24 protein-coding genes and 1 pseudogene are annotated in these 26002 nt (G+C 68.7%); 7 read left to right on the forward strand and 18 right to left on the reverse strand.

Annotation, left to right across the window (positions count from 1 at the left end; genetic code table 11):
* The first annotated feature begins 406 nt into the window (after positions 1 to 406).
* Positions 407 to 826: a PPOX class F420-dependent oxidoreductase gene (locus ACZ63D_RS05545; protein ID WP_465353098.1), complete on the forward strand. Its 420-nt coding sequence runs from the start codon at positions 407 to 409 to the stop codon at positions 824 to 826.
* A 114-nt stretch (positions 827 to 940) separates the two neighbouring features.
* Here the strand turns inward: ACZ63D_RS05545 and ACZ63D_RS05550 are convergent, their stop codons facing one another.
* Positions 941 to 3916, reverse strand: a complete 2976-nt coding sequence (locus ACZ63D_RS05550; RefSeq protein WP_465353099.1) for an amidohydrolase family protein — start codon at positions 3914 to 3916, stop codon at positions 941 to 943.
* 727 nt (positions 3917 to 4643) lie between these two features.
* A complete protein-coding gene (locus ACZ63D_RS05555; protein WP_465353100.1) occupies positions 4644 to 5222 on the reverse strand; it encodes a CocE/NonD family hydrolase C-terminal non-catalytic domain-containing protein in 579 nt (192 codons plus the stop codon).
* 412 nt (positions 5223 to 5634) lie between these two features.
* On the opposite strand from ACZ63D_RS05555, the gene ACZ63D_RS05560 reads away from it, so the two are divergent.
* Positions 5635 to 5964 (forward strand): histidine kinase, encoded by a 330-nt coding sequence (locus ACZ63D_RS05560; protein WP_465353101.1) that lies wholly within the window; start codon positions 5635 to 5637, stop codon positions 5962 to 5964.
* 629 nt (positions 5965 to 6593) lie between these two features.
* On the opposite strand, the gene ACZ63D_RS05565 is transcribed toward ACZ63D_RS05560, so the two are convergent.
* Positions 6594 to 6761 carry a hypothetical protein gene (locus ACZ63D_RS05565; RefSeq protein ID WP_465353102.1) on the reverse strand — a complete coding sequence of 56 codons (168 nt, stop codon included), beginning with the start codon at positions 6759 to 6761 and terminating at the stop codon, positions 6594 to 6596.
* A gap of 119 nt (positions 6762 to 6880) precedes the next feature.
* A complete protein-coding gene (locus ACZ63D_RS05570) occupies positions 6881 to 7066 on the reverse strand; it encodes a CsbD family protein (protein WP_465353103.1) in 186 nt (61 codons plus the stop codon).
* Positions 7067 to 7327: 261 nt separating this feature from the next.
* Between ACZ63D_RS05570 and ACZ63D_RS05575 the strand changes: the two genes are divergently transcribed.
* Positions 7328 to 8299, forward strand: coding sequence for a magnesium transporter CorA family protein (locus ACZ63D_RS05575; RefSeq protein WP_465353104.1), 972 nt, complete (start codon positions 7328 to 7330; stop codon positions 8297 to 8299).
* Between the two features lie 901 nt (positions 8300 to 9200).
* Here ACZ63D_RS05575 and ACZ63D_RS05580 read toward each other — a convergent pair.
* The 6 genes from ACZ63D_RS05580 to ACZ63D_RS05605 form a co-directional block, all read right to left on the reverse strand.
* Positions 9201 to 9719, reverse strand: coding sequence for a DUF4383 domain-containing protein (locus tag ACZ63D_RS05580; protein ID WP_465353105.1), 519 nt, complete (start codon positions 9717 to 9719; stop codon positions 9201 to 9203).
* Positions 9720 to 9907: 188 nt separating this feature from the next.
* Positions 9908 to 10390, reverse strand: coding sequence for a hypothetical protein (locus ACZ63D_RS05585; protein WP_465353106.1), 483 nt, complete (start codon positions 10388 to 10390; stop codon positions 9908 to 9910).
* 145 nt (positions 10391 to 10535) lie between these two features.
* Positions 10536 to 10973 (reverse strand): SRPBCC family protein, encoded by a 438-nt coding sequence (locus ACZ63D_RS05590; protein WP_465353107.1) that lies wholly within the window; start codon positions 10971 to 10973, stop codon positions 10536 to 10538.
* Between the two features lie 488 nt (positions 10974 to 11461).
* Positions 11462 to 11842 (reverse strand): hypothetical protein, encoded by a 381-nt coding sequence (locus ACZ63D_RS05595; RefSeq protein WP_465353108.1) that lies wholly within the window; start codon positions 11840 to 11842, stop codon positions 11462 to 11464.
* Positions 11843 to 12843: 1001 nt separating this feature from the next.
* Entirely contained in the window at positions 12844 to 13524 is a 681-nt protein-coding gene (locus ACZ63D_RS05600) for a fasciclin domain-containing protein (RefSeq protein WP_465353109.1), read from the reverse strand.
* Between the two features lie 292 nt (positions 13525 to 13816).
* On the reverse strand, positions 13817 to 15379 hold the full coding sequence (locus ACZ63D_RS05605) for a molybdopterin-dependent oxidoreductase (RefSeq protein ID WP_465353110.1): 1563 nt from the start codon (positions 15377 to 15379) through the stop codon (positions 13817 to 13819).
* Positions 15380 to 15894: 515 nt separating this feature from the next.
* Between ACZ63D_RS05605 and ACZ63D_RS05610 the strand changes: the two genes are divergently transcribed.
* Positions 15895 to 16500, forward strand: coding sequence for a TetR/AcrR family transcriptional regulator (locus ACZ63D_RS05610; RefSeq protein ID WP_465353111.1), 606 nt, complete (start codon positions 15895 to 15897; stop codon positions 16498 to 16500).
* Here the strand turns inward: ACZ63D_RS05610 and ACZ63D_RS05615 are convergent.
* The gene (locus ACZ63D_RS05615) at positions 16497 to 17090 is read right to left on the reverse strand and encodes a zinc-binding dehydrogenase (RefSeq protein ID WP_465353112.1); all 594 of its coding nucleotides are present in this window, start codon (positions 17088 to 17090) and stop codon (positions 16497 to 16499) included. The genes ACZ63D_RS05610 and ACZ63D_RS05615 overlap by 4 nt on opposite strands.
* Before the next feature lie 56 nt (positions 17091 to 17146).
* A pseudogene (locus ACZ63D_RS05620) lies at positions 17147 to 17401 on the reverse strand (alcohol dehydrogenase catalytic domain-containing protein); the annotation flags it as partial.
* Positions 17402 to 17490: 89 nt separating this feature from the next.
* On the opposite strand from ACZ63D_RS05620, the gene ACZ63D_RS05625 reads away from it, so the two are divergent.
* Positions 17491 to 18069, forward strand: a complete 579-nt coding sequence (locus ACZ63D_RS05625) for a TetR/AcrR family transcriptional regulator (RefSeq protein ID WP_465353113.1) — start codon at positions 17491 to 17493, stop codon at positions 18067 to 18069.
* Here the strand turns inward: ACZ63D_RS05625 and ACZ63D_RS05630 are convergent.
* Complete coding sequence (locus ACZ63D_RS05630) at positions 18016 to 19020, reverse strand: helix-turn-helix transcriptional regulator (RefSeq protein ID WP_465353114.1); 1005 nt, start codon at positions 19018 to 19020, stop codon at positions 18016 to 18018. The two genes, ACZ63D_RS05625 and ACZ63D_RS05630, sit on opposite strands and share 54 nt — an antisense overlap.
* A gap of 79 nt (positions 19021 to 19099) precedes the next feature.
* On the opposite strand from ACZ63D_RS05630, the gene ACZ63D_RS05635 reads away from it, so the two are divergent.
* Positions 19100 to 19543 carry a nucleoside deaminase gene (locus tag ACZ63D_RS05635; protein WP_465353115.1) on the forward strand — a complete coding sequence of 148 codons (444 nt, stop codon included), beginning with the start codon at positions 19100 to 19102 and terminating at the stop codon, positions 19541 to 19543.
* Position 19544: 1 nt separating this feature from the next.
* Here the strand turns inward: ACZ63D_RS05635 and ACZ63D_RS05640 are convergent, their stop codons facing one another.
* Positions 19545 to 20198, reverse strand: coding sequence for an NIPSNAP family protein (locus tag ACZ63D_RS05640; RefSeq protein ID WP_465353116.1), 654 nt, complete (start codon positions 20196 to 20198; stop codon positions 19545 to 19547).
* Between the two features lie 344 nt (positions 20199 to 20542).
* Between ACZ63D_RS05640 and ACZ63D_RS05645 the strand changes: the two genes are divergently transcribed.
* Positions 20543 to 21514 (forward strand): chitinase, encoded by a 972-nt coding sequence (locus ACZ63D_RS05645; protein WP_465353117.1) that lies wholly within the window; start codon positions 20543 to 20545, stop codon positions 21512 to 21514.
* Positions 21515 to 21683: 169 nt separating this feature from the next.
* Here ACZ63D_RS05645 and ACZ63D_RS05650 read toward each other — a convergent pair whose 3' ends face one another.
* From ACZ63D_RS05650 to ACZ63D_RS05665, 4 genes are all read right to left on the reverse strand, one after another.
* Positions 21684 to 21953, reverse strand: coding sequence for a hypothetical protein (locus tag ACZ63D_RS05650; protein ID WP_465353118.1), 270 nt, complete (start codon positions 21951 to 21953; stop codon positions 21684 to 21686).
* A gap of 102 nt (positions 21954 to 22055) precedes the next feature.
* Positions 22056 to 22661: a TetR/AcrR family transcriptional regulator gene (locus ACZ63D_RS05655; RefSeq protein WP_465353119.1), complete on the reverse strand. Its 606-nt coding sequence runs from the start codon at positions 22659 to 22661 to the stop codon at positions 22056 to 22058.
* Between the two features lie 223 nt (positions 22662 to 22884).
* On the reverse strand, positions 22885 to 24051 hold the full coding sequence (locus ACZ63D_RS05660; RefSeq protein ID WP_465353120.1) for an acyl-CoA dehydrogenase family protein: 1167 nt from the start codon (positions 24049 to 24051) through the stop codon (positions 22885 to 22887).
* Positions 24048 to 26000: an acetyl/propionyl/methylcrotonyl-CoA carboxylase subunit alpha gene (locus ACZ63D_RS05665; protein ID WP_465353121.1), complete on the reverse strand. Its 1953-nt coding sequence runs from the start codon at positions 25998 to 26000 to the stop codon at positions 24048 to 24050. Before ACZ63D_RS05665 ends, ACZ63D_RS05660 begins: the two co-directional genes overlap by 4 nt.
* Between the last annotated feature and the right edge of the window lie 2 nt (positions 26001 to 26002).

The raw sequence follows: 26002 nt of genomic DNA on the forward strand, positions 1-26002 counted from the left end.
GGCATGTCAGTCCGTCGGCAGCCCATTCGATCCGGACGAACTCGCCCGGACTTCGAAGGCCGACCGTGCGAACGCCGTCCTGCTCGCCGAGTCCGGACTGGCGCGCAGCACCCGTGTTCCAGGCCCTCCGGAATCGCGCCCGAACCGATGCGGGACCGGCTGACCGGCACCCTCGCCGTGTGGCTGGCCCGTCCCGGACAGCCGCTCCGAACTGCACGTCCACGTCCGAATAGCCGAGACCGGTACCGAAACCCAGTTCGTTCAGCAGCCGCATCGCAAACGACCGCCGCCGACAGCATGTGCCCTCCCTCGCGGCCCAACCGAGCCGCTCCCTCGACGAACTCGTGAGTCCCCGAAGCTGCCCGAGCCCGGCGCGGGCGGGCGCGGGACTGGTAAATCTGGATGCATGGCAGTGCAGATTTCCGCGTCGACGCGGTTGGACGGCGAGGCCGCCCGGTTCTTTCAGGCCCCCTACTTCTCGGCACTCACCACCGTGGGCAGGGACGGGGCCCCGCATTCGAGCATGATCTGGGTCCGCCGCGACGGTGGCGACCTGCTCATGGTGACCGTGCGCGGCAGGCAGAAATGGCGCGACATGACCCACGACCCCCGGGTGACGCTGCTCGCGCATGACCCGCAAAACCCTTATCACTACGTCGAAATCCGCGGCACCGTCACGATGACGGAAGAGGGCGGAGCCGAACTCATGGACGAGCTCTGCCGAGCCTATACGGGGAAGCCGTGGGAGCCCGACCCCGGTCAGCAGGCCCGGGTCGTGGTGCGGCTGACCCCGTCGAAGGTCGTAGAGGCGAACGTGCCTCGATGAGCGGCGGGCGGAAACCTTCGTAGCGACCAGGACGGCAGCGAAGAAGGTCCGGCTGCGCGGTGGGATTCTCGAACGGATGCGCGGAGTTCGCATTGCGGACGCCGCCGTAGCCCGCTAATCGCCGGTGCAGCAGGACGTGCGGGCACTCTCCACGTAGTGCGGGTCGTGCCACCAGAACGCCGCGTTGTCCGGATGTTCCGGAACCGGCATCAGCCGCGCGCTGGCCGGCGCGGCTGAACTGGCCGACGCGAACGGGGCGAGCAGCTCGTCCACTGTGTGCACGCGTCCGCTCGCGAGGACCTGGCGGACGTCGGCGGCGGCCTTGATATCGGTGAGCGGGTCGCTGCCGAGAACCACCAGGTCCGCATGACAACCCCGGGCGACGCGGCCCAGCGGTTCGCCCAAGACGTCACCCGGGATGCTCGTCGCGGTGATCAGCGCTTCGTACGGGGTGAAGCCGTAGGCGACCATCGCGCGCAGGTTCATGTGCGTGCTGACCGCGGTGTGGTCGATCGGCGAATCGGTGCCGGTGACGATCCGGCCGCCGCCGCGCAGGATCGCCGCCGCCTCTTTCACTTGGCGGGCCAGGCTGTTCAGCGCCGCGGTCTGATCGGTGGTCTTCGAGGTCTCGGCGGTCTTCCGCAAGGACTTGTACTCCCACGCCGGATACAGCGTCCGCACCCGCCGGTCGGTGACCAGGCTTTCGTCGTCGCGGAACAGCGCGGAGGCGGCGAACAGCGTGGGCGTGCGCGCTGCGCCGCGGCGCAGGAACAGGGCCACTGCGTCGTCGTATCCGGCGCCGAGCGCGGAGTATGTGCGGGAGTAGCCGAACCGGCTGGTGGCGCCCATGTGCTCCATGCCGTCGCCGCCGAAGGCGAGCGCCGGGTAGTGGTAGTGCGAGGTCGTCGGCAGCCGCCGCTGGTGGCCCCATTCGATCACCCGGCGCTGCATTTCCGGGCTGATCCGCACGTAGGCCTTGAGCAGGTCGTAATCCAGTTTCTCGGCCCGTTCCAGCTCGAGGTCGAGCTGCCGCTCGTCGAAGGTGGGCCGCATGAAGTTGTAGAAGACGCGCGAGCCGTCGATGGCCTCGCCGGTGGCGAAGTACCGCGGCCCGAGCCGGGCGCCGGACTGGATCGACTCCCGCTCCTCCACCATGTGATACGCCGGGCTGCCCGGCGATCGGGTCGTGGTGAACCCGAGCGACAGCCACAGCCTGCCCTGCCGGTCGCCGTAGCCGTACCCCTGCATCTGGCGGTGGTTGTGCATGTCGACGAGCCCGGGGATCACCACGCCGTCGCGCGCGTCGACGATCTCGCCGTCCAGCCCGCTGCCCACCGGCTCCACCGCGGAGATCCGGCCGCCGTCCACCACGATGTCCACGTCCGCGCGCGAAGTGTGCGAAGTGCCGTCCCACATCCGCCCGGCACGCACGATCACCCGGCCGCGGTTGCGGGCGTTGGTCCAGGTCAGGTGTGTCGGCACGGTGCGCGGCGCGCCACCGGCCGCCGCGATCAGCCGCAACCGGCCGTTGTTCAGGTACAGCAGGGTCTTCGAGTCGCCGCTCCAGCTCGGCGCGTCGGTGACCTCGTCGGTGACCTGCCGCGGCGGGCCGGCGGGCGCGCCGTCCGGGTGCACGTCGACCACCCACAGCACGCTGGCCGCCACGAACGCCATCCGCCGCCCGTCCGGCGACCACACCGGGCCGTCGTCGCCGCGGGTCTGGATGGACCGCCCCGGCATCGGGTCCACGTACCGGCCGGCACCGGTTTCGGTGTCCACCAGCAGGATCTTGTTCAGCCCCTCGCGGAAGCGGGCCGAGTACGGTTTCACCGCGGCGAGTGCGATGACCTTGCCGTCCGGCGACCAGGCCGGACGGCCTGGCTCGAAGATCGCCGTGAATACCTGCCGCACGGCACCGGTCGCGACCTCGACGGTGTGCAGCGCGCCGTTCTGGTCGAGGAACGCGATCCGGGAGCCGTCCGGAGACCAGGCGCTCGACGTCGCGGCCAGGTCGGGCAGGTTCGTCAGCTGCCGGTCCTGTCCGGTCTTCAGATCGCGGATCCACAGGTCGAGCGTGCCGCCGCGATCGGTGGAATAGACCAGCCTGCCTCCGTCGGGGGAGAACGCCGGGTCGCTTTTCCACCACGCGTCACGGGTCAGCGGGCGCGGCAACCGGCCCAGCTCCATCACGTACAGGTCGTTCAGCGCGCGGAACACGACCCGGCCGCCGTCCGGCGACAGCACCGGGCTGCCGATCCCGACCACCGGTTTCGGGGTGGTGGAGGTGAAATCCCGCGGACGCGCGTGCAGCGGCCCCTCGGCGACGGTGACCGGCGCGCAGAACGGGATGTCCGTCGCCGTACCTCCGCTGAGTTTCCGCCGCCGCAGCGCACCGTCGGCGGTGTAGAGGTATTCGTCGTCGCTGAACCAGGAAACCCGGAACGGGAACACGTCCTCCCCGGTGAACAACGGTTTCCCGGCGCGCGCCAGCTCCGCCGCCGCGGGCGGCGCCGGCATCGGGCCGCCGACGAGCCGGGTGTAGACGACGTCCTTCCCGTCCGGAGTCCACATCGGACTGTGCAGCACCGCGTCGGGTTCGCTGACCAGCGTGGAACGGGCGCCGTCGGCGACGGAGACGACGTCGACGCGTTTCGCGCCCGCGACGAACGCGAGCTTCGACCCGTCCGGCGACCAGGCCGGTTCGTACTCCTCCTCCGGGCGGTCGGTGATCGCCCGGCTGGTCCCGGAGGCGACGTCCAGCACCCGGATGCCGTAACTGCCGCCTTCGTCGGAGGAGTAGGCGATGGCGCGGCCGTCCGGGGAAAAGACCGGTTCGCGGTGATCGAACGGCCCGCTCGTCAGCCGCCGCAGGCCGCTGCCGTCCGCCCGGATCGTCCACAGGTCGAAGGCGCCTTCGCGGTAGGACTGGAACACCAGCGTCGTGCTGTCCGGAGACCAGGACGGCAATCCAACGTCGAAAAGGTCCTCGGTGAGCCGTTTCGCCGTTCCGCCCCGCGCCGGCAGCAGCCACAGCACGCCGAGGAGGTCGATCGCGACGGTCCGGCCATCCGGCGACAGCTGGGCCGCCACGTTCGTACCCTGCCTGATCGAAAGAGGTTGCCTGGCAGAGGTTTCCGCCTGCGCGCCGGATGCCGCACCGGTCGCGCCGAGCCCCACCGTACCGGCCGCTCCCGCTACTCCGGCCAGGAAACCGCGCCTGTTCACCGTCATCTGCACCCCCAGTGCACTGCCGTTCGTTGATCAGGCACACCTTAACGGCGATTGCGGGCAAACCAGTCGTGATCATCCTTTCGGCTGCACACCCAGCTGCCGCACAGCAACGGACATCGCCTCGGCGGACGGGGCTGTCGCCGAATTCGGAGTAGCCGCGCCAGGGCACCTTTTCTCGCCGTCGCCGACCCGCCGCACCTCAGCCGATCCTATGCCGGTGTTTGCTCGGTCCAAGCCTGCTGTTCTCATCGCTCTGGGGCATGACCGGTCGCCCCATGGTGGCGGTTTTTCCACGTGGTCGCGGGTCTCCGTGCTGGTCGAGCATGCCGTGCCCGACTGGCCGGTTTGTCCAGCGCCGGGTCGGGCCTGGATCCTGGCGCGACGTCCGTTCTCCATCGGATGGCGTCGTCGGCTGCTCCGTGCGCATGTCTCTCGTGCCTGCGCCGGGGCGGTGCCGCCGTCAGGTCAGCCGAGTCTGAGGCGTCTCCGCGACCAGACGCCGCCCAGGGCGGGGCGGCGTCTGGTGCTTCGCGACACCGGCGATTCCGCGGGTTCGATGGACGACACCGGTTCGCGAAGTGCGCGGTCAGGCCTCCGGAATTCGAGGCAGCAGCAGCTGAGGACGCTGGTTTTCGTTGCTATGCAAAGCAGTCCGCCCGTCGTACACTGCCCGGTCGCGGTCTCCGGGGAGTTCGTGCCAGCACGCCCCGCTGCCCCGCACTTCGCGGCCGTAGGTCAGCTCGTGTGGACCGGGCAGATGGTGCTCATAATCCTGGCCGCGTACGGACACCCCGAGCACATACCCGGCCGGGACCACGATCGAGAAGGGCCAGATCTCCACATCGACGGCGTGCTGGGCGCGCCGCGCTCCCGGCTCCGCCGCGAACTCGCGGTGCTGTCCGCCGCGGTCCGGCAGCCACCTTCGACACGCCTGCTCGCCGAAGGCGATCGCCGGACCATGAGCGAACTCGGCGCCGCCCTGCGCGGCTACCACGACCACGCGATCGCGCCGTACTGGCCGGAGATCGAAGAACGTCTTTCCGTGGAGCGGAAAATCCGCACGCGTCGCCTCGACGATCCCGGCCTCCTGTTCGAGAACCTGAACCCGCACTTGACCTGGCGAGCACCGGTCCTCGAACTGTCCGGCGGCCACGTCGCACGTCATCAGAGTCGAGATCAGCTGACCCGGCAGGCCACAGCCTGTCCGCTCGGCCTTCTCCGAACTCCGCGCCTGGATTACGAACTCCAGGCGCCGGCAAGATCGGATGAGTGAGCCGGCGGTGGCACCTCCTTCCGACGCACGCGACAGGGAAGCGGTGCCACCGCCGGCTCACCTGAAGCTGCGCGCTGGACCGCGTCCGAAGATGACATCAGCGCTACAGAGGAGGCCTTGCGGCCCATTTCAAGTTCTTCCTCGTCGAGTTCGAGTTCCACGACCTCCATGGCCTGCGTTGGCGTCGGTTCGCGAACCAGCCACCGACTAAGGTCCAGGTCGCGGAGCGCATTCGTTCAGCGAAGGGACACGCAACCTGCCGTTTTGGCGGGCCGCCCTCGTCAAGCGGCTCTCGACTTTCCGGATGTTGCGATCCTCGTTGTGGATACGCGCCGGATCGGGACACGTAAATTGGAACCAGGTCGCCGCGCTCGGCGATGTCGCCGTGGCGCTGGGGATTGTCTTCGCGCTGACCTTCACCGTCGGCCACCTGCGGGTCGCTCAGGCGCGGATCCGGCGAATGGCCATGGACTTCGAACGCGTGCGCCTCGCCCGCGAGCCACACGACATTCTCGGCCACAATCTCTCGACGATGGCCGTCAAGCTGAGGCTCGCCCGACGAGCCCGGGAATCGAGCGTCCACAGCGCGCTCGCGCTGGACAAGGTCCGCGATCTCGAAACGCTGTGCCACTAGTCGCTCGCCGATATCCGCGCCACCGTCTCGGGATACCCGGAGATATCGCTGGCCGCCGAGCTTTCCAGCACCCGGCTGGCCTTGCGCACCGCGGCACGCGGGGCTCTCGCGTTGAGGTAGCCCCGGCATGATCCGTATCCTGCTGGCCGACGACCAGACACTCGTCCGCGGCGCGCTGGCGTCGATGTTGAGCCTCAAACCGGACACCGACATCGTGGCCGAAGTCGGCTCGGGCACACTACTCGTCCCGGCCGCCCGAATACGCGACCGGCCGTTCACGAGGCTGACCACTTGGTCCGCATCGCATGCTCAAGCGGTTCAACCCGGTAGATCCGACCGCTGGAGAGAACCTGGATATTGCTTTTCATACAATGCAGACAGGGCCCAGAAACATCGGAAGCATGTCGAGCACTCCCGGGTCAGCGTCCTCATCTGCCTCGCTGGATCACTTGTGCGACAGACAAAACCAGGGTGGCACTACCCAGCTTCTTCGCGGGAGTCGGACCAGGGTCAAGACCCTGATGCCTGGCAGATACCAAAGGCGATACGGCAAGCAATCCAGACAGAGCCCACCGCTCGCAATGAAGGAAAAGGCTTGCCCTCCCACGCGGCGAGGACGGTATCGACGCTCAGGCCTTGCCTCGCCCCAACGCTTCGCGTTTCACAAAACCGATCACCGCGGTGACGACGAACAGGATCGCGCCGATGATCAGCAGCCAGAACAATCCCTTCACGGCGATCCCGACGACGATGCACGCCACCCAGATCACCAACAGCAAACCCAGCAACGCTAGCATGACTTTCTCCTCATCGGTTCGGCTTCACGACACAGCGACGGCACGGCGGACAGCGGCGGGGCCGCACCCTGCGGAGCGGCCCCGGCAAACCCCTGCGCGCGTTTACAGCTGTGGCAGCGTCACTTGTCGCCAACGCCCTTGATCGCGTCCTTGACCTTCTCGCCCGCTTGTTTCAGATTTCCTTTGCCCTGCTCGGCTTTGCCTTCGGCTTCCCACTGCTCGTTGCCGGTCGCCTTGCCGACCGATTCCTTGGCACGGCCCTTCATCTCTTCGGCCTTGTTCTCCATCTTGTCGGCAGCGCTCATCGCAAAAGTCCTTTCCTCGCTGAACCTCGCCGGCTCGGGCATCCGGGGAATCCCCCGCCGCCGCGGTTCCGAAACCTTGATTTCGCGAACGTTCTCAGGGTTCTCACAGCGAATCTCATGGAGGGTGCGCCATTGGCCCCCTTCGTCGTGAACGGGTCGGTCCTGCGATAGGTTGGGAGCTGCTGACGTGCTGGTTGCCGCGAGATTCCCCCGTGCCGTCCCGGGTTACCTGGCATTCTCGTTCTGAGCGGAGGGTTGGTCATGGCACGCACGCGGGTGTATCGCGACGGAGTCCTCGCGGCAGAAGGGATCCCGGTCGCGGAGGTGTCCGACTACCTCGCCGATCCCGAAACGACAGTGTGGCTGGACTTCTGCGGTCCGACCGAGGAGGACCTGGCAGCCATCAGCGAAGAGCTCGGCCTGCATCCTCTCGCGGTCGAGGACGCCGTGCACGAACATCAACGCGCGAAACTGGACCGGTATGACTCCCACGCTTTCCTGACCGCGTACTCGGCCGTGCTCGACGACGCGGACGGGGTCGTGGTCGTGTCGGAGCTCGCGGCTTTCATTACCCGCCAGGCGCTGGTCACCGTGCGCAAGGACGAGAATTTCCCGATCGACGCGGTCGTCGCCCGCTGGGACGCGGCGGCGGATCTGGCCAAGAACGGGGTCGGATTCCTGGTGCACGGGCTGCTCGACCACATCGTCGACGGTCATTTCGAGGTCGTGCAATCGCTCGACGAGCAGATCGAAGCGCTCGAAGACCTGGTGTTCGACGAACGCCCGCGCGATGCCGACATGCAGCGGCGCTCATTCGCTCTGCGCAAGAGCCTCGTGCGCATCCGACGCGTCGTGCTCCCGATGCGCGAAGTCGTCAACACCGTCATGCGCCGCGACCTGCATATCGTCGACAGCGAACTACAGCCCTACTTCCAGGACATCTACGACCACGTGCTGCGCGCCTCGGAGTGGACCGAGTCGCTGCGCGACCTGGTGACGACGATCCGGGAGACGCAACTCAACATCCAAGGCAACCGCCTCAACACGATCATGAAAAAGGTCACCAGCTGGGCGGCCATCATCGCCATCCCGACCGCCGTCACCGGCTTCTACGGCCAAAACGTGCCCTACCCAGGTTTCCAGACCAGCGCGGGATTCTGGACGTCCACGCTGGTGATCGTCGTGCTTTCCGTCGGCCTGTACGCGTCCTTCAAGAAGCGGGACTGGCTGTAGGCCGGTCGACGCCCGGGAATGACAGATCGACCGTCGGCTCCTGTGCCCACGCAAAGAAAGAGCGGCCTCTCCCCAGCCTCGTGCCATCGCCGAGAATCACGGCGGCGACTGCCTCCGGTCCCACCGGCGAGGCGCAACGGCACTCTTGCTGCAGCTCTCGTCCGGCCACGTGCCAGAATTCCCGGCCTGCCAGGTACATGCCGACGAGACCGATAAGGCACGCGGACACGTCCACGCTGCGGCGGCCGCCCTTCGCCCAGCAGACTCGCGCGAGATCGAGCTCGTCCACGATCAGCGCGACGCCGCCGTAAGCCGCCGCTGTCCCCGGATGCCGCCGCCAGCGCACAGCACGCCTGACGCCTATCCCGCGTCCTCCCTCAGAACCGGCGACAAGGAGCCTCTGTCCGCCGATCGGCCAGAGCGCGAGTTGGGAGGCTGTGGTGGAACATGACGTGCTCTTAAGGCCGAGGTTCAGACGTGGTACAGATTCGGACGAGCACGTCAAGCGCCGTGTCGGCCAACTCCGACAGATGGGCGCTGACCAGACTGGGAAGAGCTGCGTCGAGCGAGGTGTCGACTGAGGGACAGATGGCGGCGCTCGGGAGATCCTCAGTCATGGCGTTGCTGCCCTTCACCTGAGAGGACCGATAAGGAGGACGCCGGGTGTATCGATGGACGCGGCTCGGTGTTTCACCACCGCATCGTGATTGTCGGATTCACTCGAATGCCCATCGGGTGGCTGGGCTGCCTCGGCAAGACTCAGGCCGCGTGGCCGGGGCAGGCACCGCGAGTTCCCCTCATGTGCGGGCGTTCGGAACTGCCGACGTCCGGCAGCTAACCGGCCGACCGACGGGTCAAACCGGCGCTTTCCGGTTTCACGTCGGGGAATCGGCGGACAGGGTCAGTCGTCAGGAAAGCTTTGCGGACCGGATGAGGTGTCTTCCGGGAGCTGTCCGGCGGGGCTGCCCTGCGGGTACTGGCCGCGGGCGCGTTCGACGGCGGTGCCCGCGACGCCGAGGACGATCAGTCCGGCCCCTAGGCCGAGGTGCAGCCAGTCGTCGGCGTGGTTGAGGGGGACGAAGTTCGCGGCGCTGTGCTTGTCGATCGCGGCGCCGTAGATCCAGAGCACCAGGTAGACGAGGCCGCCGATCATCAGGAACATGCGGGCCGCGGTGGGCGTGCGGGCGGAGGCGAACCCGACGACGCCGAAGAGCAGGTGCACCAGATTGTGCAGCACGGAAACGCCGAAGACGCCGAACAGCGCGGCACCGGAATGCGGGCCGGCGAACCGGAGTTCGCTGTAGTGGACGGTCACGCCCGGGATGAAGCCGAGCACGCCGACGACGAGGAAGGCCGCCGCCGCGAGCAGGGCCGCTACCTGAACCGGCCGCCGGGAGGCGGTGGCCTCGTGCTGGTTCATGGGTCTGTCCTTTCCTCGGAGACGGTGGCCGGGCTACCCGAGGACGAGAGCAGCAAACGGCCATCGGACGGCAGAGGTCGGGTCGGCCGCGAAGATCTCTCCGAAATCGCGGGGAAGCGACGATTCCGCTGCGCCACGCGGATCGCCAGCGGCCGAGCCGCCCGCGGAGGCGCTCGCGTCTGTCCTGGTCAGCTCCGGGCGAAGGCCTCTTCGCCAGCCCGCACCCGGGCGGGTTCCAGCAGCGAACGCTGCCGCTCGGCGCGGAGGAGGAGAGCGTCGAAATCCACGTCGGCCAGACGTTTTCCGAGGTTCGCCGGGTCGCGCAGCGTGGTCCAGAGAATTTTCTTGCCCTCGATTCCCATGGCCAGCGCCTCGAGTTCCCAGAACCGGCTCAGCGGCGAGTACGACGCGATCCGGCCGTTCGGCTTGAACCGTCCCAGCCGTTCGGCCACCACGGCGAACCCGGCCTTGACCGGGTTCGCCCGCACCGGCACCGCCGCCATGACGCCGCGGAAAGTGTCCACGTCCTCCGCGATCGCCGCCGCCACCTCCCGCAGCGGCGTCTCGAATTCGGTACCGCGGTTGTTGCGGGCGGCCCGGCGCGCCAGTTCGCGCCAGACCAGCCCCATGGCCAGCTGGTCGTTGAGATAGATCCCGAGCAACGTTTCCATGCGAGCGGAATTACCCGGCACGGTCGCGGGTAACCGGCAGCGTCTCGAGGGATTCGCACAGCTGCCGGTGGACGTCTTCGGTCGGCCCGGTGCCGTCGTCGCCGAGGAACGACAGCTGCGGCTCGTCGCGAGGATCAAGAGGCGGTCAGCGCCCGGTCCAGCCGCCCTCCTGCTCGGCGTTCTCCACGTCGGAGTCCGCCACCGCCGTGTGCGCGATCGCGGCGACGGTCTCTTCCAACCCCCGCTGGACCTCCTCGTCGGTCCCCTCGCGAACGCTGTGGAGAGTGACCGTCAGCCGCGAGCTGCCGCCCGCCTGACCTTCGACGGCCAGCTCTCCGTGGTAGTCGTGCGGGCCCTGCGCACCCCACGAAAGCCGCCGGGCACCTTCGTCGACGTTGAGCCACGCTTCGCCCTCGACGTGCTCGCCGTGGACGTCTGCCTCGACATGTACCGCGTCTCCGCCTTCCGGCACGGCTTGGCGCATCTGCGGAAAATACCGCGGCAGATTCCGCGGCTCGCGCAAATAAGCGAAAAGCTCGTCGGCGGGCAACTCGATCGTGGCGGTGTGCTGGTAGTCAGTCATGTTCACGCCTCCTCGGGCACCGGGATACCCCACACGTCCCGGATTACCCGTAGACGGAGTGCTTTGCGTGTGCGGCCGCGGTTGGTCCGGGCACCGGTGCGCGCAGCCTGAGTCGAAATTCTCGCCCCCAAAGCGTTTCACGCTGTGCTGTCGCAGGCAAGCCATCACCATGGCCGATCCAGGAATTACCGAAATCTCGGGGCAGGCGGGAACTGTTGCGGGCCTGCGACGCGTATTGCTCGCATTCGGAGTCGGCGGCACGCTCGCGTGCATCGCCTGGATGGCAATGTCTCTCGCAGCGCTCGTGTAGCTGTCGGCTTGCAGCGAAACTAAGCGTTCGCCACCTTTTGCTCGTGGCGGCAGGCAGCGTGATGACTCGTCCACGAAACTGTCCACATGACAGCAAACTCCGCGTACAGATGGGTCGAAAACCAAGTGTTAGCAGCGCCGCAGGCATCTATCACGGCGCGCCGGACGCATGTGCAGGGTCAGTCTTGATCAGTGCCCGCGGAGCGGTCTTGCTCGCGGCGTTGCATCTCGGCCTCCAGCAAATGCCGACCAGCCGCGACCCCAGGCGGGCCGAGCACCATCCGGCGGGCGTGGACCTCGGCGTCGCGAAACACCGACCAGTAACCGTCGTCATAGGATTCGACGAGCTGGTAACTCCACCTGCCAGCGATCACATCGCGCCCGACCAGCGTCTGCTCCAGATCCTCCGCCAGCTCCGGGAAACCGGCCTCGCGGATCTGCCGCACCGCATCCTGCAAGGCGAGATCCGCCGATCCGCACAACTGATGGAAGCTATAGAGCAGTCCTCGGGCGCGTTCGACGATTTCCAGGGCCTCGGACAGTTTGCCCAGCGCGGCCACCGAAGCGTCTGTGGTCCCTGGCGGCCGGGTGCGCTCCGGTGCCGTGCGCGGTTTCTTCGCTGAGCCATGACGGCGAAGCAAACTCATCTTGCCGCTATCCGAACCGCTGACCTCATGGTCCCCGCCGCTCACCACGCGGACTCCGAACCGGAGAACGGATTCGGCATCGGCAGTTCACCAGTGCCGGACTCGCACGGTCGGCGTCCGTGGAGCGCGCGCCTGCCCCCGACCTCGCACGCGCGCTCGACACCGTTCACGAGCTGCAAAACACCGACATCCACCGATTCAGTCACCGAAGCCATCACTACCTCCGTCAGCCGGTTCGCGGCACCGGGCCGCCCGGGTCAAGCCAGTCGTGCGTCGGCGTCTTGTTTCGCAATGGTTCTGCGCCGATTTGTCTAGCAGCGGCTACCCCCACAACTTCGTTTCACACCTGTGACGCACAATTTCTTCTGCGCCCGCGCGACGCAGGCGGTGCGACAGCGACGAATCATCACAGACATGCTTCACTTCCCCGGTCAGGCGGCCCGCCACGGTCAAGCTCTCCAGGCCGAGTGCTCAGCATCGTCTACCTGCCCAGCAAGCCGCCACTTCCGGAGGATTCTTCCCGAAGGGGCGTCAACACCAGCACCGGCCGCTGACCTACCGTTTCGAGAGCCAGGGCCGAGATCACGCAGTCCCGGCTCTTCGGGCTGTAGAACTGTCCGGAGTGGACACAGCACTTCGCGGTGAGGATTCTTCTGGTTTCGCGCGGCAGTCACGAGCACGAGCACCCGGTCTCCGCGAAGAATCGGGACACCGGACCGGCACGGGTGCTGGCCGTCGCCGCCATCGCAGGGTGTATCGGCGGCGACGGCCAGCTGGACGCCGCCGCGCTTCGGCGTCCCCGGCGGGGGATCCCGTGCTTCCTGCCGCCGGAACGGGATCGCCACCCGAACCCGGTGTTCCGGCCGGGCGGCGAAGCGCGGAACCAGGCCGCCTGTCGGCGGCCCGGTCGCGATTTACTTGTTGGTGCCGGGGGTGAGGACCTTGTCGATCACGAAGACGGTGGCGTTCTTGGTGGGAATGTTGCCGCACAGGATCTTCGCGCCGTTGACCGTCATGTTGTCGCCGGAGCCCTCGATTTTGATCGGTCCGCCCGCAGTGTTCAGCGAGGTGACATTGGCCGCGGCGGCGAGGCCCTTGGCGTCGTAGCGCTTGCCGAGCACGTGGTACTGCAGAATCGGAGCCAGCTGGTTGGGATTTTTGGCCAGCTCGTTGAATTTCGCGTCTCCGAGCGCGGCGAACGCGGAGTCGGCGGGCGCGAACACGGTGATCGCGGACTGGGAGTTGAGGGTGTCGACCAGGTTGGTCGCCTTGACCGCGGCGACCAGCTTGGTCAGCAGCGGGTTGGTCGAAGCCGCGCTGGCGACCGGCTGCGGGCCCATCGAGTCCAGCGAGCCGGGGGCGTTGCCTTGGGGCAGCTGGGAACAAGCCGGCCCGAACACGTCGGCATTCGTGGTGATCCCGTCGCCCGAGGACCCGCTGCTGGACATCGGCGCCGACATCGAACTCGACATCGGCGCGGGCGCGCTGCTCGAACTGCCATTGCCGGAGGAGGCCTGGTCGTTGCCGCTGCACGCGGTCAGTGCGAGTGCGGCGGCGGCGGTGAGACCGATTCCGGCGACACGGATTTTGTTCACGTGTGTTCACTTCCTCTAGAGCGGCGGTCGCAGTTCGCGGCGGAACTGCCAGGAGGCCTGGTCCGGCGCGGACGCCGGATCGGTAGTACGCCGGGCATTCGGAACCCCTTCGATCCCGGATGGGTCCTTGTTTCAGGAACCCCCGACCGGGTGAACGACCGCAGGTCCGCGGGTCGTCGCCAATACCCACGCCACCGGACACTGGCGACCATTCGTCCGGCGAAGGACATCGCATGACCGTCATCCGCACCGCACCGCCCGCACGGGAAAGCTGCTCGCGGGGAGAAAAACCTCAGTTCGCGATGAACGTGGTGGAGTGCCAGCCGGTCGCGCCGTTCGGGACGGTGCCGGCGCGCTGGTCGGTCTGGGTGTACCCGGTTTTGTCGGTGGCGCGGACGAACACCTGGTGAGTACCGGGTTTCACGGTGATCTGGGTCCACCACATCCGCCAGGTGTTCAGATTGACCTCGGCCGAGAGCGTGACCGGCTGCCAGTCCCCGTTGTCGACCCGGATCTCGACCTTCGCGATGCCGTTGTGCTGTGACCACGCGATCCCCGCCAGCCGCACCGCGCCGGCCGGAACCGTGGCGAAACCCTTCGGGGTGTCGATACGCGACTCGGTCTTGATCGGAGCCTGCTCGCTCCATCCGCGTTTGAGCCAGTACGCCTGCCGCGCCCGCCACGTGGTCACTTCGATGTCCACGACCCATTTCGTGGCCGACACGTAGCCGTAGAGCCCGGGCGTGACGAGCCGCGCGGGGAAGCCGTGCTCCAGCGGCAGCGGCTCGCGGTTCATCCCGATCGCCAGCATCGCGCCCCGGCCGCGGTCGAGCGCGGCCTCCACCGGCGTGCCCGACGTCCATCCGTCCACGCTGGTGCAGAACAGCTGCTCAGCGCCCGGCCGCACCCTGGCTTCGCCGAGCAGGTCCGCCAGGTCGACCCCGATGAAGTTGGAGGTGGACACATAATCGCCGCCGACCTCGTTGGACACGCAGGTCATGGTGATCGTGCGCTCGACGAGCGGCCGGTTGCGGATGTCGCCGAAAGTGTAGGTCCGCTCCCGCTCGACCATGCCGTGGATGCGCAGGCTCCAGTCCTCGGTGCGGACCTGCGGCACGGACAACGCGGTGTCCACGCGGTAGAACTCCGGGTTCGGCGTGAGAAACGCTGGAGTGCCCAGTTTGGCGAAGTCGGCGTCGGCCGGGATCGCGGGCGCGGTCGTGGCGGGTACGAGCTTTCCCACCGCCGCGCGGGACGCGGTCGCGTCACGGGCCCCGCTGATCAGCTGACCGCCGCCGCCGAGCGCACCGGCCCCGACAACGACCCCGGCCCCGCCGAGCAGGAATGAGCGGCGGGAAGCGCCGCCGGAACCGTCCTGCGCGGCCTCCACCTTCCGCGGGCAGATCCGGTGCAGCAGCAGGAAAACCGCCACCCCGGCCACCAGACTGGCCAACGGGGCCAGCAACGCGGCCGCGGAAAGGTCTGGCCGTTCGTAGACCGCGAAACCGCCGACCAAGCCGAACAACGCGATGATCACCGCCCCGACGACCGGCGAGCGGGCCGACAGCATTCCGGCGAGTGCCGCGACGGCCACCATGACCACCGCCATCCCGCTCAGCAGCACCAGCTTGTCGAGCGTGCCGAACGTCCGCACCGCGAAATCCTTGAGCTGCACCGGGGTGAGATCGATCGCCCCGTTGCCGACCGCGAGGTAGGGCGAAGCGTTGACGCTGATGAACGACGCCACCAGGTGCCCCGCGGCCAGCGCCGCGAGCAGCGCGAGCACACCGCACAGCGCCGCGGACGGCAGCCGCAGTCTCGCCGCGCCGGTCTCGGGAACTTTCGCTGTGGTCATATCGGTACTTCGACGCCAGAGCGTCCCTGGATTGGCGCGCACCCGGTGAAATCCCCGCCTGAGCGAACACCTACCCTCGATCACTTCGGCCGGGATCACCGCGCACTGGCTCCGCTACACCACGCTCACCGATGTCGCCGCGACGATCAAGGAGATCGCCACAGCACTGGCTGCGCTCACCGGCGAGCCGCTTCCGTTCAAGCCGCCTGAATCGCGCTCAAACGGCTTGAGCGAACTTCTCGAGCCCGCTGAGGCGAGCCGACCTGGGCGGATACATCAGATCAATGCCAGTGACGCGGGCTCTGACGCCAGCAGATCGCAGTGCGGGCACCAGAGCGCCGCCTCCACCAGTCAAGTCATTCTCGGTGCTCAGGGTGCGTCCAGCTGGTTACATTCGCCGGTATGCCATCCCCGATCGCGGACGCGGCACCGGGCCCCGCACTGAGCGACCGCTTACACTCTATGGACGACGGGCGGACTCACCGGCCGGCGCGGGACTAGAGGAGGATCGCCGGATGACCACGCTCTCGGCCGACCTGTGGCCCGACGTGCAGCCCGAGACCGCGCGGCGGCTGATGCTCGCCGGGGTGGAGTCGTTCGCCGAGCGCGGCTACCACGCGACCACCACGCGGGACATCGCCGGTGCGGCGGGGATGAGCCCGGCCGCGTTGTACGTGCACTTCCCTTCGAAAGCCGCGCTGCTTTTCGCGATCAGCCGCAACGGGCACGAGCAGACGCTCGCCCTCGTCGAGGACGTGCTCGGGCGCGTCACCGGGCCGGTGGAGCGGATGCGGCTGCTCGTCGAGGATTTCGTCGCCTGGCACGCGCGCCGGCACACGGTCGCGCGGGTCGTGCAGTACGAGCTGAATGCGTTGCCGGAGAAGGAATATCAGGTCGTCGCGCAGCTTCGGCGGCAGATCGAGCAGCGCGTGCGGGAGGTGATCGCCGAAGGGGTCGAGTCCGGTGCGTTCACCGTCGGCGACGTCGGGGTCGCGGCGCGGGCCGTGCTGTCGCTGGGCGTCGACGTCGCGCGCTGGTACAGCGAACGGACCCGGCAGACGCCCACCGAACTCGGCAAGGAGTACGGCGAGCTGGTCCTCCGCATGCTCGGCGCGGGTTAGAGCGCCAGCACCAGTTTGCCCCGCGCCTGCCGTGACTGGCTCAGTTCGAGCGCGGTTCGCCAGTCGTCCAGCCGGAAAATCCGGGACACCGGAATCGAAAACCGTCCTTCCGCCGCGAGCGACGCGAACTCGCCGAGCACGTCGTAGCGCGGCTGGGCGGCCGAGCTGACAATGGTCTGGACCCCTGGCACCGGCGAAGCGAGATCGAGAGTCAGCACGTGTCCGGGGTCCTTGACCGTGCGCACGAGTTCGGGCACCGCGCCGCTGAACGGGGCCGCGTCCAGCACGAGGTCGACCGGTCCTCCGGCCAGCGTCGTCACGCGGTCGGCGATTCCGTCTTGGTAGCCGGTCACTTCCGCGCCCGCCGCGCGAAGCGCCGGTGCGTGCGTTTCGCCCGCGGTGACGATCACGCGCGTCCCGCGCAGGCGCGCGATCTGGGCCGCGGCGAACCCGGTGGTGGTGCCCGCGCCGTGCACGAGCAGGGTGCTGCCGGAGCCGAGCGCGTCGAGCGCTGCGTAAGCCATTCCGACGGCCATCGGCAAGGCCGCGGCGCGGACCGCGTCGAGCTCGTCCGGCCGGGGGAACCACACGTCGAGCAACGCCTGCTCGGACGCGCCGGCGGCCGGGCCGCTGAACGGCGCTGGACGAAGACCGGGTCGCCGATTTCGACGCCAGTCACGCCTTCGCCGAGCGCGTCGACCGTTCCGGACACTTCCAGCCCTATCCCGCGCGGCAGGTCACCGGCGAACAGGCCTTCGCACAACGCCCAGTCCGCCGGGTTGAGGCCGCACGCCTGGACCGCGACTCGGATCTGGCCAGGGCCGGGTTCCGGGGCCGGCGCGTCCTCGACCCGCAAGACCTCGGCGGCGGGACCGTGTTCACGAAAACGAAGGGTGCGCATCAGGCTGTCTCCTCGTGAGTGATGACAGAGGCTGTCGTCACTCACGCTACCAGAGTGATGACAGCATCTGCTGTCGCTACACTGGCCGCATGGCGCGATGGGAGGGCAACACCCGGAACCGGCTCGAACAGGCCGCGCTGGCGTTGTTCGAGGAGCAGGGCTACGACCGCACGACGGTCGCGCAGATCGCGCAGCGCGCGAACCTCACCGAGCGGTCGTTCTACCGCTGGTTCACCGACAAACGGGAAGTGCTGTTCGGCGGCAGCCAAGAGCTGGAAGCCGAATTCCTCGCCGCGATCGCCGCCGTTCCGCCGGGCACCCCCGCGCTGCCGACACTGCTGGCCGGATTCGCCACCGCGCCGCGAGTGTTCCGGCCGCGCGAATTCCTGCTGCGCCGGGCGGCAGTGATCGCAGCCAATCCCCCGCTGCGCGAACGGGAATTGATCAAACTGGTCACCATTTCGGAAGCGCTCACACAAGCGTTGTCAGACCGGGGCATCGACCCGGAAACCGCGCGGCTGGCCACCGATCTCGGCCTGTCCGTCCTGCGGCTGGCCACCGAGCGCTGGATGGCCGAGGACCACCGTGACGGCAACGGTTTTCCCGAGGCGTTGTCAGCCGCCGCCGCGGATCTGCTCGCCGTCGCCGCCGACGGAATTCCGGGCTGACGCGGCCCGCGCGAATCGCTCCGCGATCTGAGCGAGGCGGTCCAGCAATTCCGGCGGCGCGTCCTCCACCACGAAGTCGAATTCCCACTGTGCGAGGTAAAACGGAATGTAGTCGAAGGTTTTCGCGCCGGTGCGCAAGCGGCACGTTTCGTCGTCGATCGGCTCGACCACCGCGGTGGTCGGCGAAACCCGGGCCGCCAGCACCTCCGCCGGAGCCGCCACTCGCAGCGTCACGATGTGCGGATACGGCGCGGTCGCGATCCGGCTCGACACGTACGCGGCGAGGTCCTCGGCCGGTGGTTCCCTTGGCGTGAAACGGAAACTGGGCACCGGGAGGCCGTCGATGCGATCCAGCCGGAAGGTGCGCCAGCCGGCGCGGCCGAGATCCCACGCGACGAGGTACCAGCGCCAGCCAGTGTGCACGAGCCGCAACGGTTCCACGTCGCGTTCGGCCACGTCGCCCGCCTGGGTCCCGTAGGTGAACCGCAGCCGTTCGTTGTCCCGGCAGGCCGCCGCGACCACGGTCAGCAGTTCCGCGTCGATCGTCGGCGCGCCGCCCGGCATCCGGACCAGCGCCGAATCCATCGCCCGCACCCGGTGCCGCAGCCGCGCGGGCAGCACCTGCTCGAGCTTCGCCAGCGCCCGCACGGACGTCTCCTCGATCCCCGACACGGTGCCGTTCGCCGCGGTCCGCAGGCCCACCGCCACCGCGACCGCCTCGTCGTCGTCCAGCAGCAATGGCGGCAGCGCCGCACCGGACCCCAGCCGGTACCCGCCCGCGACCCCAGGCGTCGCGTGCACCGGGTAACCCAGCTGCCGCAGCCGTTCGACGTCGCGGCGAATGGTCCGGACGTCGACGCCCAGCCGGCCCGCGAGGTCCGGGCCAGGCCAGTCCCGGCGTGCCTGCAGCAGCGAGAGCAGGCGCAACAGGCGTTCGGAGGTTCCGTACATGCCGAGCACTCTGCCACGCTTCGCGGACAGCTTCGGTCCTCGATCGGCAGGGACTTGCCGGGCCGTGCGAAAGTGACGCATGCTCGACGACCTGCTCGCTGTCGCCCGCGAAGAGGCGGAAGCCGGAAAAGCCGAGGGTGGCGTGCCGATCGGCGCCGCCCTGTTCGACCGCGACGGAAAGCTGCTCGGCCGCGGCCACAACCGCCGGGTCCAGGACGGCGACCCGTCGCTGCACGCCGAAACCGCCGCGTTCCGCGCCGCCGGCCGCCGTCCGCACTACCGCGACACGATCATGGTCACCACGCTGTCGCCGTGCTGGTATTGCAGCGGGCTGGTCCGGCAATTCGGCATCCCGCACGTGGTGATCGGCGAATCGCGCACCTTCACCGGCGGCCACGGCTGGCTGGCCGAGCACGGTGTCCGCGTCGATCTGCTCGACGATCCGGCGTGCGTCGCGCTGATGACGGACTTCATCGAGCGGGAACCGGCGCTGTGGTTCGAGGACATCGGCGAACCGATCTGACTCAAGCCAGCGGCGAAAACTCCGTCGGCAGCGCGATGATCGAGTCCGCGTCGAGGATCTCCTCCGGCGCGCCCGGCGGCGGCCACATCCCCTTCGCGTAGAGATCGCGGCGGATCGCGAGCCGTTCGTCCAGGCTGGCGAACGGCCAGATCTGAATGATCCGGTCCGGGCCGTCGAGCGCGTACATCACCACGGTCAGCGGATCGACCAGATGCCGCGCGGGCAACGCTTCGCGCCAGCCGTCGATCGTCGCGGTCAGCCCGCCCGGCCGGAGGTGATAGTCGCGGATCTCGTACACCGAGCCGTACTTCCCCGGCCGCACCGGCGGCACGAACGGGAACGGTGCGAAACTCCGCAGCGACAAATCGGTCAGAAAATCGCCGCCGAACGGCTTGCGGCTGTGCCGGGCGCGCAGCCGTTCCTCGTCCAGCGCTTGCTGATTCTCGAAGCCGCGCAGCACAACCAGCCTGCCGAGCGGGCCGTTTTCCGTCTGCCAGCAGCCGAGCAGCTCGCCGTGCCCCTCGACCCACGGCAGCACGCCTTCGACGGCTTTCGGGCCGTCGAGCAGATGGAAAGACAGAATCGCCAGCTCGTACCGGACAGCCTGCTGCTCCGGGGCGACGTCGGCCCCGCTGATCCGGACCGGTTCGGTCATGACGCTCCAGTTCGTCCGAAACTCGCGCTGCCTCCAGCGTGACACACCGCCGCGGCGACGCAGGCCGGGCAGTTCCGCCCGCGCCTGGTGTGCCCGCCCGGCCACGTTCGGCTTCCCGATAGTCCCGCTCACCGGCGCCCCGGAAATCTCGCGGCGACCTCGGTGCCTTCGGTGAGGTTTTTTCCCACCCCGGCCGATGTCTTGACACTTCTCAATGGTCTAGTCCATTGTGACTGCGCACACACTCCCCCGAGTGCCTGCGGGGCGCCGCCGCCACGTCCGGCTTCGCCAGGTGCTCCGATGCCGCGTGCCGCCCGGCGCGCGTTCCCCCGTTGGAGGACCCGATGAAATCCTTGCGCCGCACCAGTTCCCGCCGGAAACTCGCCGGCCGGATCGGCGTACTGGCGCTCGCCGCCGGCGCCGCCCTGTCCACCGCGACCGGCACCGCCTCAGCCGCGGGCGATCCCGTTCTCGCGGCCCCGTACCTGTACCAATGGGGCGGGCAGAGCGACCCGTCCGCCGCGATGGACGCGACCGGCGTCAGCGCGTTCACCCTGGCGTTCATGCTTTCCGGCGGCGGCTGCACGCCGGCCTGGGACGGCAACCGGCCGCTCGACGGCACCGACGCCGCGATGATCCAGAAGATCCGCGCCGCGGGGGGCGACGTGATCCCGTCCTTCGGCGGCTGGCAGGGGAACAAACTCGGTCCGAACTGCGGGTCGCCGGACGAATTGGCCGGTGCGTACCAGCAGGTGATCGACGCCTACGACCTCAAGGCGATCGACCTCGACATCGAGAACACCGACGAGTTCGAGAACGCCGCCGTGCAGGACCGGATCCTCGGCGCGGTCAAGATCGTCAAGGAGAAGAACCCGAGCCTGCGGGTCGTGATCACCATGGGCACCACGCCGCAGGGCCCGAACGACTGGGGCAAGCGGCTGATCTCGCAGGCGAAGGCGCTGGGCGCGGACGTCGACGTCTGGTCGCTGATGCCGTTCGACTTCTCCGACGGCGGCGACATGGTCGCGATGACGAAATCCGCGGTGGACGGCCTGGTCGGCGAGCTGAAGTCGACGTTCGGCTGGGACGACGCCACCGCATATCACCGAGCCGGGCTGTCGTCGATGAACGGCAAGACCGACCGCGCCGGGGAGGTCGTGTCCGTCGCGGACTTCACCGCGATCCGCGACTGGGCGGCCGAACATCACCTGGGCCGGGTCACGTTCTGGGCGACGAACCGGGACTGCGGCGGCTGCAGCGGGATCGACCAGGAGAACTACGCGTTCACGAAGGTCGTGGCCGGATACAACGGCTGACCTCGGGGCTGGCGGGGCGGGCCGGCGGCGGTTCCGGCCGTCGCGGTTTCGCGGACTGGACCACCGCCTCGCACCCACCCGGACTGGCGACGGGGGCCTTCCCGCCCGGGAGGTCCCCGTTTCGCTGCCCGTCACGCACTGTGCGCGGGTACGGCCAAACGAGTGAAGATCAAGCGGCGGCGGTAACCGACAGCGCGGCCGCGCCGGCCTCGGTCAGCTCGGCGGGAACGCGGCCCGCGGCGGCGACGCCCTTGCCCGGACGGACGTAGCCGCCCTTGGCGAGCGCGTGCGCGGTCATCTGGTCGCAGCAAGCGAAACCGTCGACGAACAGGTCGGGCTCGCAGCTGGTCGACATCTCCGCGCGCTGCTGCGCGACCGCTTTGAGCATGGCCATCGCGCGATGGGTCAGCTCGACGGTCACCCCTTCTGCACCGGACACCGGGATCGCCTTCTTCCTCGTGAGCTACTTACTCAACGTTATCGCCCGTTGGGCTGAATGTGTTAACAGCCACACTGTAGCAATTCGGGAATGGGACGAGGACTAGACCTGTTCGGTTCCCGCCAGGCGAGACTCGAGCGTCCGGGCCCACTCGCGCACGATCTGCTCGCGGCGGCGCGTGTCGTCGGTGAGCAGGTTGGCGAGGCCGAGCCCGCGCCCGAGGTCGAGAGTGGCCTGGACCAGTTCGCGCACCCCCGGCCGTGTCTCGTCGACCCCGAGCAGCTCGACCGCGACCCGGTGCGCCTCCCGGCCGACCCGCGCCTCCAGTGGCACGAGCACGTCGCGCAACTGGTCGTCCGTCGACGCGACGGCCCACAGCTGCAGCGCGGCGCGGAACATCGGCCCGGTGTAAAGGGTCAGCAGCATTTCGACGACCCATTCGATGCGCGAGGACCCGCCCGGCGACCCGGCCGCGCGGGTGCGCAGTTCGTCCAGCTGAGCCTCGCCGAGCAACTCGACGGCCGCCGCGACCAGCGATTCCCGCGTCGGGAAGTGGTGCTGTGCCGCGCCCCGGGAGACTCCGGCGCGTTCCGCGATGACCGCGACGGTGACCCCGTGCCACCCGCGCTCGCCAATGCAGTCCATCGCGGCTTCGATCAACCGCCGCCGCGTGGTGCGGCTGCGTTCCTGCTGCGGTTCGCGGAGCATCAGGCTTCACCCGCCTGACCGACGTGCCTGCCGAGACGGTTCGCTGCCGCACAAGCCCGGCCGGGCGCGCGCCGGACGCCCGGCCGCATCTCGCCGCCAGACCCGACGCGCCTGCCCAGTCCATCCACTCCCGCACAAACCCGGCCACACGCGCCCCGCGCACCCGGCCGCGTCCCGCGGCCAAGCGCCCGATCGCCGACGCACCTCATGACTTCACCACTGCTCAGTACGACTTCGGCAGCCCAAGGCTGTGCTGCCCCACGAAATTCAGCACCATCTCCCGGCTCACCGGCGCGATCCGGCCCAGGCGCACGGCCGTCACGAGGCTTCCCAGGCCGTACTCGGTCGCCAGGCCGTTGCCGCCGTGGGTCTGCACCGCCTGGTCGACCGCGCGGATCGCCACCTCCGCCGCCGCGTACTTCGCCATGTTCGCGGACTCGCCGGAGGCGAAATCGTCGCCCGCGTCGTACAGCGAAGCCGCCTTCTGCGTCATCAGTTTCGCCAGCTCAAGCTCAATCTTCACCTGCGCGAGCGGATGCGCCAGCCCTTGGTGCGACCCGATCGGCGCGCCCCACACCTGCCGTTCGTTCGCGTACCCGACCGCCTTGTCCAGTGCGTACCTCGCGGTGCCCAGCGAGAACGCGGCACCCATGATCCGTTCCGGGTTCAGGCCCGCGAACAGCTGCGCGATCGCCGCGTCCTCCTCGCCCACCAGCGCTTCGGCGGGCAGCCGCACGTCGTCCAGGAACAGCGAGAACTGGTTCTCCGGCGCGACGATGTCCATGTCGATCTTCGTGAACTCGAACCCGGGCGAGTCCGTCGGCACGACGAACAGCGCGGGCTTCAAGCGGCCGGTCTTCGCGTCCTCGGTGCGGCCCACGACGAGCACCGCGTCCGCCTCGTCGACGCCCGAGATGTACACCTTGCGGCCGGAGAGCACCCAGTCGCCGCCGTCGCGGCGGGCGGTCGTCGTGATTTTGTGCGAGTTGGACCCGGCGTCCGGTTCGGTGATCGCGAAGACGATTTTCTTGCTGCCGTCCGCCATTCCGGGCAGCCATTGCTTTTTCTGGTCCGGCGTGCCGAACCGCGACAGCACCGTCCCGACGATCGCCGGCGACACCACCATCAGCAGCAGCGGCGAGCCCGCGGCGGCGAATTCCTCCAGCACCGCGGCGAGATCCGCGATCCCCGCTCCCCCGCCGCCGTATTCCTCGGGCAGGTTCACGCCCAGATAGCCGAGCCGCCCGGCTTCGTTCCACAGCTCGTCGGTCTTCTCGCCCGCCCGGGCTTTCTTCGCGTAATACTCGTGCCCGTATTTGCCCGCCAGGTCGGCCGCGGCCTTGCGCAGCGCCACCCGCTCCTCGGGCTCGACGAAGTTCATCGCGTTCATTCCGCTTCTCCCACCACAGCCAGCACCGCGCCTACCTCGACCTGTTGCCCGACCTCGACCGGCAGTTCGGCGACCACGCCGTCCGCCGGGGCCGAGATCCGGTGTTCCATCTTCATCGCTTCCAGCCACAGCAACGGATCGCCCGTCCGCACACTGTCCCCTTCGGACACCGCGAGCCGCACGACCGTGCCCGGCATCGGCGCGAGCAGCGACCCCGCGGCCAGTGCCGCATCGGGATCGGCGAACCGCGGCTCGGCGGTCAGTGCCACCGAACCCAGTGGCGAGTCCACATAGGACACGCCGTCGTGCCGGGCGACCGCGAAGGTCCGGCGAACTCCGGCGATGTCGAGGACCACCTGGCCAGGTGTCGCGGAGATCAGAGTGACATCGTCGTAACCCTCGGCGCGCAAACCGTCTCGGGTAAGCGAGTACACGACCTCGTAGCGGTTGTCGCCCTTGGCAAACACCTTGCGCTGACCGGCGGAGCGGACGTTGCGCCAACCGCTGGGCAGCCGTCCCAGCGTGGTGGCGGAAGCCCGGTTCGCGGCGGCATCGGCCAGCGCGGCAGCCAGGGCGGACCAGCGCTCGGTGTCCACAGTGGCCAACGGAGCGGCCAGAGTGTCCAGACCGTGCCGGTCGAAGAACGCAGTATCCGTTTCCCCGGCAAGGAAAGCCTCGTGGCGCAGGATTCGGACCAGCAGGTCGCGGTTGGTCACCACGCCGTGGATTTTCGCGCCCGCCAAGGCACTGGCGAGCCGACGCGCGGCTTCCGCCCGAGTGGGCGCCCACGTGATGACCTTCGCCAGCATCGGGTCGTAATGGACGCCGATCACCGAGCCGGATTCCACCCCGGAATCCAGGCGCAGCCCGGCCCCGTGCTCGAATTCCCGGTCCACTCCGGACACTTCGAAGGCGTGCAGTGTCCCGCTCTGCGGTTGCCATCCGGCCGACGGGTCTTCCGCGTACAGCCGGACTTCGATCGAATGGCCATGAGCAGCAGGCGGCTCGGCAGGCAACCGAGCGCCCTCGGCCACCGAGAGCTGCAGCGCGACCAGATCCAGCCCGGTGACGTTCTCCGTCACCGGATGCTCGACCTGCAGCCGCGTGTTCATCTCCAGGAAGTAGAACCGGCCGTCCGGACCGGCCAGGAATTCGACGGTCCCCGCGCCGACGTAGTCGATCGCCTGTGCCGCCTTGCGCGCCGCGTCGAACAACTCGGCCCGCATGGCATCGTCCACAAAGGGCGATGGCGCTTCTTCGACCACCTTCTGGTGCCGACGCTGGATTGAGCACTCCCGCTCCCCCACCGCCCACACCGTGCCGTGCGAGTCGGCGAGCACCTGGACCTCGATGTGCCGTCCGGTTTCGAGGTACCGCTCGCAGAACACCGTCGGGTCGCCGAATGCCGATCCCGCCTCGGCTCGGGCGCTTTCCACGGCTTCCGACAGCTCGTCGAGCGACCTGACCACGCGCATGCCGCGACCGCCGCCGCCAGCGGAAGCCTTGACCAGCAAGGGGAGATCCGCCTCAGTCACCGACGACGGGTCCAATTCGGACAGCACCGGCACTCCGGCGGCGGCCATCAGCCGTTTCGACTCCACTTTGGAGCCCATGGTCTCGATCGCCGCCGGAGGCGGGCCGACCCAGGTCAACCCGGCGTCGAGCACCGCACGGGCGAAACCGGCGTTCTCGGAAAGGAAGCCGTACCCGGGATGGATCGCGTCGGCCCCGGCGTCCGCCGCGGCTTTGACGATCAGCTCGCCGCGCAGATACGTCTCGCCCGGCGCGTTGCCCGGCAGCCGGACAGCGACGTCGGCCTCCCGCGTGTGCGGAGCGCCGGCGTCCGCGTCGGAGAACACCGCGACCGTGCCGATTCCGGCGTCCCGGCAGCTGCGGAACACCCGGCGGGCGATTTCGCCCCGGTTGGCGACCAGCAGATTCTGGATCATGG

This window comes from Amycolatopsis sp. NPDC104775 (genome assembly GCF_055583325.1).